Source organism: Rhizobium binxianense (genome assembly GCF_028994275.1).
GTDB lineage: Bacteria > Pseudomonadota > Alphaproteobacteria > Rhizobiales > Rhizobiaceae > Rhizobium > Rhizobium binxianense.
This window is the reverse complement of record NZ_CP118713.1, coordinates 3,257,889-3,275,180: the sequence shown is the minus strand read 5'-3', so window position 1 is coordinate 3,275,180 and position 17,292 is coordinate 3,257,889. Positions and strand designations below refer to the sequence as shown.

At 61.3% G+C, this 17,292-nt stretch carries 15 protein-coding genes; 8 read left to right on the top strand and 7 right to left on the bottom strand.

What is annotated here, in order from left to right; translation table 11 throughout:
* Positions 1 to 74 precede the first annotated feature (74 nt).
* Complete coding sequence (locus tag PO860_RS16180) at positions 75 to 776, bottom strand: sugar transferase (protein WP_272781764.1); 702 nt, start codon at positions 774 to 776, stop codon at positions 75 to 77.
* A 474-nt stretch (positions 777 to 1,250) separates the two neighbouring features.
* Here PO860_RS16180 and PO860_RS16175 point away from each other — a divergent pair, with 474 nt between their 5' ends.
* The 5 genes from PO860_RS16175 (at position 1,251) to PO860_RS16155 (ending at position 7,015) form a co-directional block, all read left to right on the top strand.
* Positions 1,251 to 1,988 carry a Crp/Fnr family transcriptional regulator gene (locus tag PO860_RS16175; protein WP_183607745.1) on the top strand — a complete coding sequence of 246 codons (738 nt, stop codon included), beginning with the start codon at positions 1,251 to 1,253 and terminating at the stop codon, positions 1,986 to 1,988.
* A complete protein-coding gene (locus tag PO860_RS16170; RefSeq protein ID WP_273882304.1) occupies positions 1,988 to 3,334 on the top strand; it encodes a glycosyltransferase family 4 protein in 1,347 nt (448 codons plus the stop codon). Before PO860_RS16175 ends, PO860_RS16170 begins: the two co-directional genes overlap by 1 nt.
* On the top strand, positions 3,331 to 4,575 hold the full coding sequence (locus tag PO860_RS16165) for a glycosyltransferase family 4 protein (RefSeq protein ID WP_183607747.1): 1,245 nt from the start codon (positions 3,331 to 3,333) through the stop codon (positions 4,573 to 4,575). Before PO860_RS16170 ends, PO860_RS16165 begins: the two co-directional genes overlap by 4 nt.
* 80 nt (positions 4,576 to 4,655) lie before the next feature.
* Entirely contained in the window at positions 4,656 to 6,137 is a 1,482-nt protein-coding gene (locus PO860_RS16160) for a lipopolysaccharide biosynthesis protein (RefSeq protein WP_275037897.1), read from the top strand.
* 50 nt (positions 6,138 to 6,187) lie between these two features.
* Positions 6,188 to 7,015 carry a glycoside hydrolase family 16 protein gene (locus PO860_RS16155; protein WP_183608331.1) on the top strand — a complete coding sequence of 276 codons (828 nt, stop codon included), beginning with the start codon at positions 6,188 to 6,190 and terminating at the stop codon, positions 7,013 to 7,015.
* Between the two features lie 43 nt (positions 7,016 to 7,058).
* On the opposite strand, the gene PO860_RS16150 is transcribed toward PO860_RS16155, so the two are convergent.
* From PO860_RS16150 to PO860_RS16125, 6 genes are all read right to left on the bottom strand, one after another.
* Positions 7,059 to 8,132 (bottom strand): ABC transporter ATP-binding protein, encoded by a 1,074-nt coding sequence (locus PO860_RS16150; protein ID WP_183607749.1) that lies wholly within the window; start codon positions 8,130 to 8,132, stop codon positions 7,059 to 7,061.
* Entirely contained in the window at positions 8,129 to 9,058 is a 930-nt protein-coding gene (locus PO860_RS16145) for a PfkB family carbohydrate kinase (RefSeq protein ID WP_183607750.1), read from the bottom strand. Before PO860_RS16145 ends, PO860_RS16150 begins: the two co-directional genes overlap by 4 nt.
* The gene (locus PO860_RS16140) at positions 9,059 to 10,081 is read right to left on the bottom strand and encodes an SIS domain-containing protein (RefSeq protein WP_272781766.1); all 1,023 of its coding nucleotides are present in this window, start codon (positions 10,079 to 10,081) and stop codon (positions 9,059 to 9,061) included.
* Positions 10,078 to 10,923: a carbohydrate ABC transporter permease gene (locus PO860_RS16135; RefSeq protein WP_183607752.1), complete on the bottom strand. Its 846-nt coding sequence runs from the start codon at positions 10,921 to 10,923 to the stop codon at positions 10,078 to 10,080. Before PO860_RS16135 ends, PO860_RS16140 begins: the two co-directional genes overlap by 4 nt.
* On the bottom strand, positions 10,923 to 11,807 hold the full coding sequence (locus PO860_RS16130; RefSeq protein WP_183607753.1) for a carbohydrate ABC transporter permease: 885 nt from the start codon (positions 11,805 to 11,807) through the stop codon (positions 10,923 to 10,925). Before PO860_RS16130 ends, PO860_RS16135 begins: the two co-directional genes overlap by 1 nt.
* An 80-nt stretch (positions 11,808 to 11,887) precedes the next feature.
* The gene (locus PO860_RS16125) at positions 11,888 to 13,126 is read right to left on the bottom strand and encodes an extracellular solute-binding protein (protein ID WP_272781767.1); all 1,239 of its coding nucleotides are present in this window, start codon (positions 13,124 to 13,126) and stop codon (positions 11,888 to 11,890) included.
* A gap of 222 nt (positions 13,127 to 13,348) precedes the next feature.
* Here PO860_RS16125 and PO860_RS16120 point away from each other — a divergent pair, with 222 nt between their 5' ends.
* The 3 genes from PO860_RS16120 to PO860_RS16110 all read left to right on the top strand — a co-directional run bounded on the left by PO860_RS16120 (position 13,349) and on the right by PO860_RS16110 (position 17,282).
* Positions 13,349 to 14,554 carry an ROK family transcriptional regulator gene (locus PO860_RS16120; protein ID WP_272781768.1) on the top strand — a complete coding sequence of 402 codons (1,206 nt, stop codon included), beginning with the start codon at positions 13,349 to 13,351 and terminating at the stop codon, positions 14,552 to 14,554.
* Positions 14,555 to 14,917: 363 nt separating this feature from the next.
* Positions 14,918 to 16,273, top strand: a complete 1,356-nt coding sequence (locus tag PO860_RS16115) for an extracellular solute-binding protein (protein WP_275032205.1) — start codon at positions 14,918 to 14,920, stop codon at positions 16,271 to 16,273.
* A 124-nt stretch (positions 16,274 to 16,397) separates the two neighbouring features.
* Entirely contained in the window at positions 16,398 to 17,282 is an 885-nt protein-coding gene (locus PO860_RS16110; protein WP_183607757.1) for a carbohydrate ABC transporter permease, read from the top strand.
* Positions 17,283 to 17,292: the final 10 nt, after the last annotated feature.

The following is a 17,292-nucleotide window of genomic DNA, read 5'->3' as shown; positions in this document are numbered from 1 at the left end:
TTGCAGCTTGGAAGGGACGGGGGAGGAACGTGTCTTCCGATGTCGGGCATGATCGGCAGCTCTCCCCTTTAAGCTCAGTAGGAGCCACGCTGCGTAAACAGAGCGGGAATGGTCTTGGCGATGATGACGAAGTCCCGGCCGAGCGACCAGTTGTTGATGTAGTGAACGTCGAGGGAAACCCGATGCTCGTAGCTGACATCGTTGCGCCCGCTGGTCTGCCAGTGACCGGTCAGTCCAGGACGAACGGCCATATAGGCCCACATATGCTCGCCGTAGCGCGGCAATTCCTCGGCGGTGACCGGCCGGGGGCCGACCAGGCTCATTTCGCCACGTACGACATTGAACAACTGGGGAAGCTCGTCAATGCTCGATCGCCTCAGGATCTCGCCGACGGCCGTGATCCTCGGATCATCCTTCAGCTTGCGCGTCGCTTCCCATTCGCTTCGCGCCGCCGGATTGTTTTCCAGCAATTCGGCAAGCTGAGCGCTCGCATCGGTCTTCATCGTGCGAAACTTGAGGCATCCGAACGGCACGCCGCCGAAACCGATGCGTGTATGGGAATAGAAGATCGGGCCGCGGTCGGAGAGCTTCACGATCATTGCGACGAGCAGCAGAAGCGGGGAAAGCAGGATCAGGGCGGTGATCGCCATCAGGAAATCGAGCGCGCGCTTGGAGGATCTGCCTGCCGCACGAGGCTGGGAGGCATGGAGGCCGCCGCCTTTCGCAGACTGCCCGGCACGTGACCATGCTTCGAAACTATGTGCTTCCCATGCCATCGGGGTCTCCAAAACTTTCCGATTAAGAACCGTTCAAACTTTGCTGCGCCGCACTCTGGTTGTCTGTTACCAAGGTCATAATCCTTAATAAATTCTTTATGCTACTAAAACGGCAGAAGAGAATTTTGCCCGCGCCTGGATTAACTTATTATCATTCTAAATCGCGATCTAACCTAATTAGAGGTGATTAAACAACTAAAATTCATTTGTGTTTTTGATATCATCACTTCGATTATTGCTTATTTTTAATGCATAAGGCTTTTTGATGGGCACGCTTGATTCAAGAATACGATTGTTCTTTGGTCGCTCCGAGTTTTTGATTTCGAGATTTGATATATTTTTTCTTTTTAAACTCAATGTAGACTTCGTCTTTACCACATATATCAGCGATGTTATTTGACTTGCATATTAAGGTGATTTAAATGATGCAGTGCAGCATTGCCTATGGTCATTCGAGTACTCGGAGTTATGCGCATGGATGGGGTGACACACGCATCAGATCGCAGGGCCGGCATCGGCAAGGCGGCGGTTTCGGCTAGCGGCGGCATTCATCTCGGCAGCCGCATAGTGCTCGACGATGAATTCCTTTCCTGCCGGTCGAGCGTCCGGCGCTTCCGGCGCGGCGAGGTCATCGCCGGAGCCGGCGTCCTGATCGATATGTTCGCTCGCGTGCATGCGGGGGTGGTCAGCGCAAGCACGATGCTGCCCGACGGCAGGGAATTCATCGTCGAGATCATCCCGAAATCAGGTCTGATCGGCGAGCTCGAGGTTCTGCGCAGGCAGACACTGAGCCTCGAATACCGAGCTGGCTCCAATTGTGAGTTGCATTTCTTCGAGGGCCGCCTGTTGCGCGACATGTATGCCAGCGATCCCTGCTTTCGCGAAAAGGTGTTCTCCAGGGCGCTGGCGCGTATTTCGGAGCTTGAGCTCCGGATCATTGCGAATGCGGCGTCGAGCCTGCAGTCGAGGCTGGCCAGCACGCTGCTGCGGCTGTCTGCTGTTTATGGAAAAGACGCGGCAAGCAGCGGGGACGAGCTGATCATCTCGCAAAACGATCTGGCCGCAACGCTGCCGGCGTCGCGCGAGAAGGTCAATCAATGCCTGCGGCGCTTGCGGGAAGGCAAGATCATCGACGGGGGGCAGGGCAAGATCCGCATTCTCAACCGCAAGGCGCTGGAGGCCTGTGCCAACGGCGCGGTTTCGGTGAAGTGATGCGCCCGTCGCTTTCCCAAGCCATCCGATCCACGGCAAGCCTCGGCCGCTTTCCCGGCCTCGGCACGACAAAGATCGATCGTGTGGTCATCATCGACGACTATTCGGTGGCCAGAGGCGGTGCGACAGGCCTGGCGGTGCTGTCTGCCAAGCTTTTTCGCGGGCTCGACATCCCCGTGACTTATATTTGCGGGGACGACGCCGCCAATGCGGAGCTTGTCGCGCTCGGCGTCTCGATGGTCGGACTGAACAGCCGCGACCTGCTCAGCGCCGAGCGTGCGAAGGCTTTTGTCACCGGCATTCACAACGGCGCCGCCGTCCGCATGGTGGCGAACTGGATTGCTGCGAAGGATACCGCCAACACCGTCTACCACGTGCATGGCTGGCACCAGATCCTGTCTCCCGCGATTTTCAAGGCGCTGGCGCCGGTCGCCGGACGATGCGTGGTTCACGCGCATGATTTCTTCACGGCCTGCCCCAACGGCGCCTTCTTCGACTATCAGGCGCAGGAGATCTGCCTTCGACGTCCGCTCGGCGGAAGCTGCATTGCGACGGCCTGCGACAAGAGAAGTTATTCGCACAAATTATGGCGGGTCGCCCGCGGCTCCAATGTCCTCCGGCTCTTGAAGGATCAGGCCGATTTCGGCCGGATAATCCTGCTGCACGAGAAGATGGCGAGTTTTCTCGTCGGCGCCGGGTATCGGCCCGAACGGCTGACGACGATCCGCAATCCCGTCGCGCCCCTCTCGATCAAACGCATCGAGGCTGAGGCCAACGACGAGTTTGTCTTTATCGGTCGACTGGACGAAGAGAAAGGCGTCGAGGACGCCATAGCTGCCACGCGCAGAGCCGGCGCCAGGCTCTGCGTGATCGGGGACGGACCGCTGATGCCTTTGGTCAGAGCGTCGGGAGATCACGTCAGGGCCGTCGGCTGGCAGTCGCATGCGGAGATCGGCCCGACCATCCGCCAGGCGCGGGCGTTGTTGATGCCCTCGCGCTACCCCGAGCCGTTCGGTCTCGTCGCTATCGAAGCGGCCAGGAGCGGTCTGCCCGTCATCATGTCGCGCAGCGCCTTTCTCGCCGAGGAAATGGAAAGAGCCGGCATGGCGCTTGCCTGCGATACGGCCGACGAAAGCGCCTTTGCCGAGACTTTGGCGCGATTTAGCCAGATGTCGAGGCAAGAGGTCCGCGCCATGAGCGAGCGGGCTTTCCTGAAGTCGCCGGATCTCGCCTCGACACACGAGGAATGGCGCGACGCGCTTCTTGCCGAATATCACAGCCTGATTTCGACGAATGTGGTTGCCGAACTGACAGACGGTGCGGCGAGACAAGGAGTATTCAGTTGACCCTTAAAGCAACAACCTCTCTTCCCGACGCGCGAGCCTTTCTCGGCGATGCGCCTGTGATGGCGAAAAGACGCGTCGCCGCGGCCGGAAGCGCAGGCGAAGCCAAGCAGCTTCGCGTCGCTATCGTGCATTACTGGCTCGTTTCGATGCGAGGCGGCGAGAAGGTCGTCGAAGAACTGTGCCGCATGTTTCCGCAGGCCGATATTTTCACCCTGGTCTGCAACCGGGATCGCATCAGCGATTTTCTGAAGACGCGGAACATCCGCACCTCCTTCCTGCAGAAGATCCCCGGCGCGCAGCGGCATTATACCAAGATGCTGCCGCTGATGCCCTTCGCGCTCGAGCAGTTCGATCTGCAGGATTACGATCTGGTGCTGTCGAGCGAATCCGGGCCTGCCAAGGGCATCATCACGCGCGCCGACGCTCTCCATGTCTGCTACTGCCATTCGCCGATGCGCTATATCTGGGATCAGTTCCATGTCTATCGCCATGGCCTTCCCTGGGTAGGCCGCGCCCTGATGTCGATTACCGCACCGATGCTGCGCGCCTGGGACGTGACGACGTCTTCGCGCGTCGATGTGTTCGTTGCCAACTCCGATTATGTCGCAAGCCGCATTCGCCGCTTCTACGACCGGGAATCCATCGTCATCCATCCGCCCGTTGCCACCGATGATTTTGCGGTGGGGAAAGGGAAAGGCGAATTCTACCTTTATGCCGGACAGCTGACCACCTACAAGCGGCCGGATATTGCGGTGCGCGCCTGCACCGAGGCCGGGCGAAAGCTGGTTGTTATCGGCGAGGGCGAACAATTGCCCTATCTGAAGTCGATCGCCGGACCGACCGTCGAGTTTCTCGGTCATCAGCCCTTCAACGTGCTGCGCGACCACCTGTCACGATGCCGCGCCCTGTTGTTTCCGGGCACGGAGGATTTCGGCATCCTGCCGGTGGAAGCCATGGCATCCGGGCGGCCGGTCTTGGCCTTCGACGCCGGCGGCGCCAGGGAAACCGTGTCGTCGCCGCAGGTCGGCTTTCGCTTCGCTGAGCAGACGACGGAAGCCCTTTTGGAAACGATGGCCGCATTCGAGGAGGTCGAGGACGATATCGATCCGCACGCAATCCGCGCGCACTCGCTGAAATTCTCCTCCGCCGTATTCCGCGATCGTCTGTCCGGTCTCATCGAGCAACAGCTGTCCAGCCACGGCGACCGATCCGCAGACGTCTTCAGAAGACGGGCGGGTTGACGGGAAGGAGCGGAGCTCGCTGCCCCGCCGCTGCGACCGAAGCCATCTCAAACCCTCGACGAGGAATAGTTAAATAGATCATGTCAAGCGTATCTGAGAGGACGGCGACGGCGAGCATCTGGACCATCAGCGGAAAATTCCTGGCGCGGATGCTCGATTTCGTCAGCCTGCTTGTCCTGGCAAGGCTGTTGAGCCCGGCGGATTTCGGCCTGGTCGCCATCGCGACCTCGGTCCTGGTCATCGTCGAGGCGATCCTGGATCTGCCGTTGACGCAGGCCCTGATGCGCCAGCCGTCGCCTTCGAACGAGATGTTTGCCACGGCCTTCACTCTCAGCCTGCTGAGGGGGTTCGCCATCAGCCTGCTGATGATGATCATCTCCTGGCCGATGGCGCTGATCTACGACGATTCCCGGCTTTTCGCCCTTGTCGCCGTTCTCTCGATCGCGCCTGCCATGCGCAGCACGATCAGTCCGCGCATGGTTCTTTTCATGCAGCGGTTCGATTTTAAACGCGAGTTCGCGCTCGATCTCATCGCCAAGGGATCGACATTGCTGTTCGGGGTAGGGGTAGCTGTGGCAACAGGCAGCTATTGGGGGCTGGCGATCGGAGCGGTCGCCGGCCCGACCGCGGCGATGATCACGTCCTATGTCTTTGCGCCGATGCGACCGACATTCAGCCTTTCCGAATGGAAGCATTTTCAGGACATGATCAGCTGGAATACTGTGTCGCAGGTGCTGAATTCGATCAATTGGCAGCTGGACCGGCTGCTGCTGCCGCGTTTTACCGGTCTGTCGACCTTCGGCGCCTTCAGCGTCGCCGACAATATCGCCGGTATTCCATATCAGACCTTCGTCGGGCCCTTGCTGCGTCCGCTGATGGCGGCATTTTCCACTGTCGAAGACCGCCGCAACCTGGTTGCCGCCTATCTCAAGGCAACGAATGCGATCACCTTCGTCGCGGCGCCCATTCTCATCGCGCTTGCCCTTCTCGCCGAGCCGACCGTACGGATTCTCGTCGGTGAGAAGTGGGTATCGTCCGCGCCGATCCTGCAATGGCTGTGCCTTGTCAGCCTGCTTGGCCTTCCCACGAACATGATGCCGCCATTGGCCATGGTGATGAACAATACCCGTTATGTCGCTCTCAGGATGTTTGTCGAGTTCGCCGTCAGGGCTCCGCTCACCGTCCTGGGTATCGCCTATTTTCAGGTGGCGGGGGCGCTGGGCGCGCGGATCGTGGCAGTCCTCGTCGCCTATGGCGCATCGCTGGTCATCACGCGGCGGCTGATCGGCGCGAGTTTTGCCGCGCAGCTGAATTCGTTTTGCCGGCCGCTGGCCGCGAGCTTGCCGATGATCGCTTTCCTGGTCTGGGCGGAGCCGATGCTCGCCGCCATGCCTGTCGGCCTCAACCTTGTCGTCGGCCTGGCGCTTTGCGGCGGGGCGGCAGTGGCGATCTTCTGGGCTTTCGCGCTGCTCGTGTGGCAGATTCTGGGAAGACCCGACGGCATCGAGACCATCGTCGTCCAAAGGCTCATGCCGCGACGAAACGGGGTTCTCACTTCATGATCGAGACAAGTGCAGTCCAACGATTGGTTTGGCGTTTTCGGAGGAGCGGGATGCGTTACGGAATATCTTCTAAGGTTTTGGGTTTGCTCGTCGTTCTCGGTCTGGGGGCGTTGCCGGGCCGACCGAGTGTGGCCCAGGAACCGCTCAATATCAACGCATACCAGCTGACGTTCGAGGAGAGTTTCGACAGTCTCGACGTTTCGGCCTGGGGAGAGAAAAGCTCCCGCTGGATCGCCCATACGCCCTGGAACGGCGACTTCGGTGATGCCCGTTTCACCGATCCGGCTCCCGGCTTTCCGTTTACCACAGGTCAGGGAATTCTGAAGATCGAAGCGCGCAAGGAGGCCGACGGCACATGGCGCTCGGGGCTGCTCTCGTCGGTGAACCCGAAGGGGGAAGGTTTTTCGCAGCAGTTCGGTTATTTCGAAGCCAGAATGAAGCTGCCGCCGGGCAAGGGCGTGTGGCCGGCATTCTGGCTCATCGGGCTCGACCGGTCGAAATACACCGCCGAAATCGACGTCCTGGAATATTATGGACGCGCGCCCTACGAATTCAGCATGGGCTTCCATATCTGGCGTCAGAGCCAAGGCGGCCAGAACACCACTGGTGGCCATTGGCAAACCGTCCAGGACGGAATTCTGAACAGTGATTATCACACCTACGGCGTCGATATCCAAGCGGACAAGACGAGCTTCTACCTTGACCGTCAGTTCATCTGGAGCTTCGACACGCCGAAGGAGTTCCACATGCCGTTTTATCCGCTGGTGAATCTGGCGCTCGGCTCGGGCTGGCCGATCGATGAAACGCCGAACCCTTCGATTTTGCTCGTCGACTATATTCACGTTTACAAGCGGAAACCCGTCGACGCGGCGAATTGACGACCGATGGGTCGGTCGGCCCGCGACAGGCCGTTTCTTATCGTTAGCGGCAGCAGCTGAGACCAGTCTCCGAATCGAAGAGGTGCATTGCCTCCTCGTCAAAGAAGAGGGTGAGTTTCTCACCGTCGCGGATCGGCGTGCGCGGCGGCAGGCAGGCCGTCAACCGCTGATTTCCCGTAAGGGCGGTGACAACGAGTTCCGGGCCGGTCAGCTCTGCGACCTCGAGGGTTGCCTCAATCGACGGGCCGGTGCCGTCTGTGCGAAGCGCCTCGGGACGAATGCCGAGGATAAGGTCGCGGCCATTGCCGGCCGTCTCGCGGAAACGGGCGGGCAGGGGCAGGCTGATATCGGAGCCTGAAAGCGCCAGGCGACCGTCCCGCGCCGTCGCCTCCAGCAGGTTCATCGGCGGCGCGCCGACGAAGGTGGCGACATAGAGCGTTGCCGGATGATTGTAGATCTCCTCCGGCGTGCCCAACTGCTCGATGCGGCCGTCGCGCATGACGGCGATGCGGCTTGCAAGCGTCATCGCCTCGATCTGGTCATGGGTGACATAGACGACCGTGGTCTTCAGCATCTGATGCAGCCGCTTGATCTCGGTGCGCATCTCCATGCGCAGCTTGGCGTCGAGATTGGAGAGCGGTTCGTCGAAGAGGAAGACCTCAGGCTTGCGCACCAGCGCGCGGCCGATCGCAACGCGCTGGCGCTGGCCGCCGGAAAGCTGGCTCGGCTTGCGGTCGAGCAGCTTTTCGATCTGCAGGAGCTTGGCCGCGTCACGCACTGCCCTGTCTCGTTCCGGCGCCGGGACCTTGCGCATTTCCAGGCCGAAGCCGATGTTCCGGTGCACCGTCAGGTTGGGATAGAGCGCATAGGATTGGAAGACCATGGCGATGTCGCGGTCCTTCGGATGCACGCTGAGCACCGAGCGGCCGCCGATCCTGACATCGCCGCTCGTCGCCTCGGCGAGGCCGGCAATGATGTTCAAGAGCGTGGACTTGCCGCAGCCGGAGGAGCCGAGCAGCACGAGGAATTCGCCGCTTTCCAGCGCGATGTCGATGCCCTTCAGCGTCTCGACCTCGCCATAGGTCTTGCGGATGTTCTGAATTTCGAGTGCGCTCATCGCACAGGCTCCTCAGGAGATGACGGGCTGCCATAGTTGCGGGGAAGGGTGGATATGGCGCGCGAGGCGACTGCGGTTCCCGCCTCCAGGCAAGAAATCAGCGGCTCATCGCTGGCGAGTGCGGCGAGAAAGGCGGCGTTGAAAACATCGCCGGCGCCGATCGTATCGACGACCTCGACAACGGGTGCCGCTACCGAAACCAACAGGCCGTCCGGCCCGATCGCGAGAGCGCCGTCCGGGCCGCGCTTGACGACGATGATCGCACCCTTTGGCATATGCGACCTGATGTGACGTGCGGCCTCGACGGGATCGGCAATGCCGGCAAGCGTCGTCGATTCGACCTCATTCAGCAGCGCGATACCGCTGCGGGAGAGCCATGCGCGTGTCGCGGCGCAATTCTCGTCTGTCCAGCCGTCGAGCGGCCAGCCGGTATCGAGCGCGACGGTGATGCCATGACTGTCGGCCCAGTCGAAGAAGGCACCATATTCTCTCGTCAAATCGTCGGTCAGGAACGAGCCGCAGAGAAGGGCGTAACCGCCCTGAAGTCTCTCGCCCTCGATGACCGCGAAGACATCTGCCAGGCTGAAGCGCGGCAGATGGCCCTTCGTGGTGAAGAAGGTGCGTTCACCGTCCGGATGGGTGATGCCGACGGAGAGCGTCGTTTTCTCAGGACGTACCGGCCACTTGTCGGAACGGTGGCCGAAGGCTTCGCTCAGCCAGTGGCCGAACTGGTCACTGCCGATATTGGCGGCGATCTCGAATTCGACGCCAAGCGCTTGCCAGGCGAGCGCGCTGTTGCCGGCGGCTCCGCCGACCCGTAACTCGTCATGATCGACGATGATTTCCGTCCCGGCCTTTGGCCAGGGGGCGGCCGGTCCAAGGATCAGGTCGATGTTGACGTTGCCGATGACTGCAAGCGGCCGCATTCATTCGCTCCGGGTGATCTTGGTGGAGCGGACCGGTGTTCCGGCATTCTCCACGCGGGCGTCGGCAAAGGCGATCATCAGCCGTTGAGCGACGGGCAGCATGGCAAAGATCGCGGCAAGGCCGGTTGCCGGGGCAAAGCGGATCGTCACTGCGCCGGTGACCGGTGCTTGCTCGGATGCGTCGAACAGGATGACGGGGGCACCGGTCTCGACGGCGGATGTCGCCATAACAGTCACTAGGCTGGCCGTTTCGTCCGAGCCGCGAAAGAGCACGACGCCGATCTCCGGCGCCAGCATCTCCATCGGTCCATGGCGCAACTGGCCGCCTTCGAGCGAAAAGCAGGGGCGGCGCGACAGCTCCGTCAATCCGAGCGCCAACGCCTCGGCAACGCCTTGCAGACGGCGTCCCGACGTAACGACCGTCCCGACGTTTTCGAGTGCGGCGAGGGCATCGGCGATATCGTGGTCTTCGGGCGTCTTGAGGACTGCGAGCGCTGCATCCGGATCTTCACCGAGGGCGGCGAGGATCGCGAGATGCAGGGCGAAGGTCACCGTCAGGCTGCGGGTTGCGGCGAAAGCCAGCTCGGTGCCGCCGGCGCCGACCAGCGACGGGGCGGTTCTTGCGAGGAAAGAGCTGCCTTCGAGCGTCAGGCCGAAGGTCTCCTGCGTGCCGCCGGTCTCGTTGAACCAACGCACGACCTCGGCGCTTTCGCCGGATTGCGAGGTGACGAAGATCGTCCTGCCGGCGATCGGCAGCGGCTGGCCGAGCTGTTCGGACAACGGCAAAGCGACGGCATCGATGCCGAGCGTCCTGTAGAGCGGCTCGACGGCGCGGTTGACGGCATGCGAGCCGCCCATGCCGATGAGCAGCAACCTGCCGGTCTTTTTCAGCGAAGCGGCGGCCGTGGCTGCCATTGGCTGGGCCGCTTCATAGGAGGCGATCGCATCGGCATGCTGGCGCGCCATTTCGCGGTCGATCGCCGCAAGTCCGGCCGGCCGGATTGTTTCTTCTGTCATCTTCATCCCTTGACGCCGCCGCTGGTGAGCCCGGAAATCAGGGCGCGTTGCATGACGAGACCGATCAGCACCGGGGGCAGGGCGGCGAGCACGCCTGCCGTGGCGATCAGTCCGTAATCGGAAACGCGGCCGCCGGCGAGATCGGCAATGGCGACGGTCAGCGTCTTGGCGCGTTGGTCCGAAGTGAAGAGCAGCGCATAGAAGAATTCATCCCAGGCCAGCAGGAAGGCAAACAGGCTCGACGTCGCCACCACGGGGGCAGCGAGCGGCAGCGTGATGATCCGCAATGTCTGGAACAGGCCGGCGCCGTCGATCATCGCGGCGGATTCGATCTCGCGCGGGATGGAATCGAAGCCCGATTTCATCAGCCAGGTGGTGAAGGGCGCAAGGATGGTCAGATAGACGAGGGCAAGGCCGAAGACGTTGTTCAGCAATCCGAGATGGGAAAGGCCCATATAGAGCGGCACGGCGAGCGCCACCGGCGGCAGCATGTAGGTGGCGATGACCATCGACAGCGACCATCCCACAGAGGGCGTGCGCGACACCGCCCAGCCGGCCGGAATGGCGAGCGCGATGGCGGCGATCGTCGCCATGCCCGCCACTTCGATGCTGTTGCGCAGCGACGAGGTGAAGGCGGCGCCGGCGCTGTTTTCGAGCGTCGAGAGCAGTACGCCGTAGCGAGAGAAATCCACCGTCTGCGGCCACCAGCGCAGCGGCTTTGCGGCAAGGTCGGCGGCCGGCGAGATGCTCATGATGAACAGCCACAGGATCGGCGCCAGGATGACGGCGGCAAGCAGCAGGGCGCAGAGATGAATGAAGACAGAAAAGAGCGGGCTCCGGCGTTCCATCAGGCCGCACTCCCGGCGGTTTTACGCACCAGAGCGGCGTAGCCGGCAGCAAGCAGCGTCACCAGCAGCGTGACGATCAATGCCAGCGATGCGCCCGAGCCTGCCCGCTGGAAGGAGAAGGCTTCCTGATAGACGAGGATCGACAGGGTGCGGGTGCTGTTGGCCGGGCCGCCGCGGGTCATCACCCAGATGATGTCGAAGACCTTGAAGGCTTCGATCGTGCGCAGCACCAGCGCCACCATCAGCGGGCCGGCGAGATAGGGCAGGATGACGAAGCGGAAGCGGGCGAAAGCGCCGGCGCCGTCGACCAGCGAGGCGGCGGTGATGTCGCGTGGCACGGCCTGCAAGGCAGCGAGCGCAATCAGCGCCACCAGCGGAAAATTCTTCCAGCAGTCGGCGACGATGAGGGCGGCCAGCGCCGTGCCCGGCTCGCCAAGCCAGGAGCGGTAGGCGTCGAGCAGGCCGAGCTGGGTCAGCGCGGCATTCAGCGCGCCGTATTCGGGATTGTAGATTAACCGCCAGAGCGTGGCGTTGACGACGGTCGGCAGCGCCCAGGGCAGGATCATCAGGGCGCGGAGCGCGGTGCGGCCGCGAAACTGCTGGTTCAGCAGCAGGGCAGCAAGCACGCCGATCACCATTTCGGCGGCGACCGAGACGATCGCGAACCATGCGGTGGTGATCAGCGTGCGCTGGAAATTCGAGCCGGAGAGCATCTTGGCGTAATTGTCGATGCCGACGAAGTTTCCTTGCGTGCCGACGAGCTTGGCATTGGTGAAGGAGAGGCCGACGGTATCGATCAGAGGCCAGCCGATGACTGATATCATGACCACGAGAAGCGGCAGCATCAAAAGCCACGCGCGGGTTGTCAGCCAAGTGCCCGACATCAAGGCGCCCCTTCTTCATTCACAGGTTATCGAGATCGAACCGGGCGACGGCCGGCGCCGCCCGGGGTTTCGTGCTTTGCTCAGAGGCCGCTATTGTCGGCGGCCGACTTCAGCGCGTCCTCGGGAGAGGACTGGCCGAGCAGCGATTCCTGGATCGCCTGCTGCAGCGCGGTCGAGAGCTCCTGATATTTCGGCGTCGTCGGGCGCGGATACATGGCCGCAAGGCCGATCTTGGCGGCGGAGATCAGCTCTTCCTGGCCCTTGGTGACACCAGGGTCCTCATAGGAGGACGCCCAGATCGGCAGGCTGAGCTTGGCATAGGCATTCTGCGTCGCCTGCGAGGTCATGAAGGTGATGTATTTCCAGGCCTCATCAGGATGCTTGCTGGCCGAGGTGATGCCGAGGCCCATCGAGCCGTTGACGGCCGAAGCCTCGCTCTTGCCGGTAACACCCGGCGCCGGCACGACGCCGACCTTGCCCGCGACCTTGCTGTCTTTCGGATCGTTGGCCATGTTGTACATGTAGGTCCAATTCAAAGCGAAGGCGGCATCGCCGTTTTCGAAGACCTTGCGGACGTCTTCTTCCAAGAATTCCTTGGAATTCGGATTGGTCAGGCCGGAGGCATAGCTGGAGACCATGTATTTCAACGCATCGAGGCCGCCGCCGGTCTGGAAGGCCGGCTTGCCGTCCTTCAGGAAATCGCCGCCATAAGCGCTGACAAGCGTGGTGTAGTCGCAGATCGCGGCCTCGGCCTGCGACCAGCTCCAGGCGATCGGCGTGGCGAGCAGGCCCTTGTCCTTGATCGTCTTTGCCTGCTCGGTCAGCTCGTCCCAGGTCTTCGGCGGCGCCTTGATGCCGGCCTTTTCAAGGATCTCCTTGTTGTAGAATAGGTATTTGGTGTCGAGGATCCACGGCATGCCGTAATATTTTCCGTCATATTGCACGGTGGTCCAGGCGCCCGGTAGTACGCCCTTCTTCATCTCGTCGGTGATGCGCGAGGTGACGTCGACCAACACCTTGTTGGTGGCGTATTCGGCCGGCCAGATGACGTCGAAGAGCACCACGTCGTAACCGCCGCCGGAACCTTGCGCCAGCACCGTCTTGTCATGCAGGCCTTCATAGGGAACGAATTCAAGATTGACCTTGATGTCGGGGTTCGCCTTGGCGAAGGCGTCGGTCATGGCGCGCACATCGGCCTCGCTATAGGCGGCCTGCGCCATGAAGAGCGCGTTCAGCGTCGTTTCGGCGAAAGCGTGCGGTGCAAAGGATGCGCCGATCAAGGCCGCACCCAGAAGCGTCTTGGTAAGGGATTTCAGCATTGCAGCCTCCAGTTTGTGACATTTACGCATGGCCGAGGGCAGACTTTCCGCCATCGGTGTTCGAGAAGGCACGCGCGGACACGTGCCGGTTTTCGTCTCGGAGCGTCGTCGGGGCCTTGTCCGGCCTCCTGCGTTCCCTGGAACTCTCCGGTCCCTTATTAAGTCAATTGTCTTGACTTATTACTTCTTCAACATTCTATTGGAGTCAAGAGGCAATTGCACATGAATGACAGCAGGCCGATCCGGGCCAAGAGCGGCACCAATCACGAAGGCACCAGCGCCCATAACCGGCGCGTGATGATCGATGCCTTGCGGATGAACGGTGCGCTTTCACGCGCCGATCTGGCGCGGGCGACATGGCTGACCAAGCAGACCGTGTCGAATATCATCGAAGAACTCGAGCGCGACGGCCTCGTCCGTTCGCAAGAGGCGGTGAGGAAGGGCCGAGGTCAGCCCTCGACGCCTTATCGACTCGTTCCCGAGGGCGCCTTTGCGATTGGTCTGCAGATCGACCGGCATGTGACGCGGGCGGTCGCGGTCGATCTCGTCGGCAGCGTTCTCGTGCGCGATGAGGCCGGCCTTCCCACAGGAGGTCCGTCGGAAGGGGCGAAGGTCATCCTCGATCTCGTCGCCGGCGTGCGTGCAAAGCTTGCCGGGATCGTTCAGCAGTCGGAAAAGCGGCTGGTCGGCCTCGGCGCCGCCATGCCCGGACCCTTCGGCGTCGCCGGCAATGGCGACGACCCCTGGATGATGGAGGCCTGGCAGAAGTTTCCGCTGTTGGAAACGCTGACCGCCGGCACCGGGCTCGATGTCGGCCTGCAGAACGATGCGGCGGCGGCAGCGACCGCCGAGCGCATGGTGGGAGCCGCCCATGGTCTCGACCATGCCGTCTGCCTCTTCGTCGGCTACGGCATCGGCGCCGGTCTCATTCTGAACGGCGAACTCTACCGCGGCACCAACGGCAACGCTGGCGAGATCGGCATGGCGCTGCTGTTTGCCGACGGCAAATCGACGCCGCTCGAACATCGCGCCTCGCTTGCCTCGCTCTACCAGCACCTGTCGATCGATCCTGCCGATCCCGACCTGCATGCACAGATCAACGACCTCGTCCTGGAGGGCGATCCAGGCATCGAGACCTGGATCGAAGCGGCGGCAGCAGACCTGCGCTGGAGCGTCCATCTCATCGAAACGGTCTTCGATCCGCAGACGGTGATCCTCTGCGGCAGCGCCCCGGACGCACTGGTGAACAGGTTGATCGCCGCCATCGGGCCACTGCTGCCCTCGATCGCCGAACGGCGCGGCCGGACGCTGCCGCGCCTGCAGCCGGGCATGGCCGATCCCTGGTCGGTGGCGCTCGGAGCCGCCGCCGGACCGATCAGTCGTGCATTCGATCCGCATTTTGCTGCAATTTTGAAGGATTCCCTCTGATTCAGGGGCTGAAACCGGGCGTTGCACAGCAGTGCAATGGCAGAAAAGACGGCCATTTTTGCAAGTTTCATGCAACGATATCAGCGAATAAAGACGCGCTATCGCAATATAGGCAAATATTAAAAACCCTTAAAAATTATATTTATTCGAATATAAATATATCTGTTCGGCAGTGCGCTGGAGTGGCTGGCGAGGTTTCTCTAAATATAGCCTCGGCCGTGACAAATAACATCCGCGTGAAGGTTTTGTGACGGCACGATTTCGATCGTTTCATGTCATGTAATATTCATTGGCCGCGGCAATTTGAACCAGCTAATAGGGCGTGCGCTGAAAGTGCGCGTCCCTTTTACGTTCGAGGTTCTCATGCAAGCCAAGCTTCTCGGCGCCGTTGGCGCCCTTCTCGCTACAGCGTTTCTTGCTGGTCCCGCTGCCGCCGCCGATAAGACCAAGATCGACTTCTGGTTCGGCAATTCCGGTGACATTGCAAAGCGTGTCCAGGAGCAGTGCGATCGCTTCAACCAGTCGCAGGCCGACTACGAAGTCGTCTGCACCAGCCAGGGCAGCTATGATGCGTCCCTGCAGAACACCATCGCTGCCTTCCGCGCCGGCAAGCAGCCGACCATCGCCCAGGTCTCCGACGCCGGCACGCTCGACATCATGCTTTCCGGCGCCTACTATCCGGCAAACAAGCTGATGGCCGACACGGGCTACACTGTCGACTGGAAGGACTACTTCTCCGGTATCTCCGGCTACTACGCGACATCGAAGGGCGAGATGTACTCCTTCCCCTTCAACTCCTCGACCGCTCTTCTCTACTGGAACAAGGACGCCTTCGCCAAGATCGGCAAGGATCATGCTCCGGCGACCTGGAAGGAAGCAGGCGAGGACCTCAAGGCTCTGAAGGATGCAGGCTATGCTTGCCCGCTCGGCTTTGACATCTCCAACAACGAAGTCTGGCAGTACGTCGAGCAATTCGAAGCCGTGAACGGCGAAGCGATCGCCACGAAGAAGAACGGCTTTGAAGATCTCGATGCCGAACTGGTGTTCAACAAGAACCCGCTGCTCGTCAGCTATATCAAGGACCTCAAGTCCTGGTATGACAACAAGCTCGCCGTCATTAAGAACAAGGCTGTCGGCCAGACCTTCGTCGAAGCTTTCGCTGCCGGCGATTGCCAGGTCATCCTGACCTCGGTCGGCGACCACGGCAACATCGGCCGCACCGCCAAGCAGGGCATGAACTGGGGCGTTGCCATGCTCCCGACTTACGGCGATGCAACCCGTCACAGCTCCTATGTCGGCGGCGCTTCGCTCTGGGTTCTGAAGGGTCATTCGGACGCTGAATACAAGGCTGCCGCTGCCTTCTTCAACTTCATTGCCAAGCCGGAAGAAGCGCTGACCTGGTCGACCGTGACCGGCTACATCCCGGTTCGCAACTCCGGCTTCGAATATCTGAAGAAGCAGGGCTTTTACGACAAGGCTCCTTATGCCGGCCGCGAGCTCGCCATTCAGAGCCTGACCGTTTCCCCGGCTGGCGACGCGGCCCCGCACGGCATCCGCCTCGGCGGCCTGCTGCAGGTCCGCACCGAGATCGCCAATGGCTTGCAGGCAATCTTCGTCAACAATGCCGATGTCCAGGCTTCGCTCGATAGCGCTGCCGAACGCGGCAACCAGCTGCTGCGCCGTTTCCAGCAGACCTACAAGAACGTTCAGCTTCCCTGATCGACCGCTATGAGCCGCACCCGGCCCGCGTTTTGCGTGCCGGGTGTGTCCTTGTCCATTCATACCGGCTGCGGAGGCGAACGCGCCTCCCGCCTAAACCAAACCAGGCCGAAAACGACCACCCATGGAAAAGCGCGTCACTTTCTCCTCGACGACGATCGGACTGCTCTTCGCGTTTCCGATGCTGCTGCTGATCTTCGTCTTCTTCTATTGGCCGAGTGCGCAGGCGCTCTATTGGGCGTTCACGCTCGAGCAGCCATGGGGCGGCGGCAATGCCTGGGTCGGTTTCGACAATTTCAAGCAATTGCTCAGCGATCCGATCTATTGGGAGTCGATCACCCGCAGCATGATCTTCGGCTTCAGCTCGACGGCCATTGCCATGGGGATGGCGCTCATCCTGGCGCTGTTGACGGATCGTGAGCTGCGCGGCCATAAAATCTACCGGTCGGTCTTCATCTGGCCTTACGCGATTGCCGCTCCCGCTCTCGGCCTTGCCTTCCGCTTCATCCTGGCGCCGGAGGCCGGCCTTCTGTCGGTCATCAATCATGTCTGGCCCGGCCTCTGGAACCCCGCGCTCGACGGCAAGGACGCGATGATCGCCGTCATTGTTGCCTTTTCCTGGAAATATATCGGCTATAATTTCATCTTCTTCCTCTCGGCGCTGCAAGGCATTCCGCGCTCGCTGATCGAGGCCGCCGCCATGGACGGTTCGGGGCCGATGCGCCGTATCTGGGATATCCAGCTGCCGCTGCTGACGCCGACGCTGTTTTTCCTGCTCGTCATCAATATCACCGAAAGCTTCCAGGATTCCTTCGGTATCGTCGACGTCATGACGCAGGGCGGGCCGGCACGCGCGACGGAACTCATGGTCTACAAGATCTATTTCGACGGCTTCAGGGGGCTCGATTATTCCGGGGCTGCGGCGCAGTCGATCATCCTGATGGCGCTCGTCGTTCTGCTCACCATCTTCCAGTTCCGCTTCATCGAGCGGCGCGTGCACTACAAGTGAGGTCTCGGAC

Bases quoted from the DNA above. Each gene is read 5' to 3' on its own strand.
- PO860_RS16180 (WP_272781764.1), bottom strand. From the start codon at position 776: ATGGCATGGGAAGCACATAGTTTCGAAGCATGGTCACGTGCCGGGCAG.
- PO860_RS16175 (WP_183607745.1), top strand. From the start codon at position 1,251: ATGGATGGGGTGACACACGCATCAGATCGCAGGGCCGGCATCGGCAAG.
- PO860_RS16170 (WP_273882304.1), top strand. From the start codon at position 1,988: ATGCGCCCGTCGCTTTCCCAAGCCATCCGATCCACGGCAAGCCTCGGC.
- PO860_RS16160 (WP_275037897.1), top strand. From the start codon at position 4,656: ATGTCAAGCGTATCTGAGAGGACGGCGACGGCGAGCATCTGGACCATC.
- PO860_RS16155 (WP_183608331.1), top strand. From the start codon at position 6,188: ATGCGTTACGGAATATCTTCTAAGGTTTTGGGTTTGCTCGTCGTTCTC.
- PO860_RS16150 (WP_183607749.1), bottom strand. From the start codon at position 8,132: ATGAGCGCACTCGAAATTCAGAACATCCGCAAGACCTATGGCGAGGTC.
- PO860_RS16145 (WP_183607750.1), bottom strand. From the start codon at position 9,058: ATGCGGCCGCTTGCAGTCATCGGCAACGTCAACATCGACCTGATCCTT.
- PO860_RS16140 (WP_272781766.1), bottom strand. From the start codon at position 10,081: ATGAAGATGACAGAAGAAACAATCCGGCCGGCCGGACTTGCGGCGATC.
- PO860_RS16135 (WP_183607752.1), bottom strand. From the start codon at position 10,923: ATGGAACGCCGGAGCCCGCTCTTTTCTGTCTTCATTCATCTCTGCGCC.
- PO860_RS16130 (WP_183607753.1), bottom strand. From the start codon at position 11,807: ATGTCGGGCACTTGGCTGACAACCCGCGCGTGGCTTTTGATGCTGCCG.
- PO860_RS16125 (WP_272781767.1), bottom strand. From the start codon at position 13,126: ATGCTGAAATCCCTTACCAAGACGCTTCTGGGTGCGGCCTTGATCGGC.
- PO860_RS16120 (WP_272781768.1), top strand. From the start codon at position 13,349: ATGAATGACAGCAGGCCGATCCGGGCCAAGAGCGGCACCAATCACGAA.
- PO860_RS16115 (WP_275032205.1), top strand. From the start codon at position 14,918: ATGCAAGCCAAGCTTCTCGGCGCCGTTGGCGCCCTTCTCGCTACAGCG.
- PO860_RS16110 (WP_183607757.1), top strand. From the start codon at position 16,398: ATGGAAAAGCGCGTCACTTTCTCCTCGACGACGATCGGACTGCTCTTC.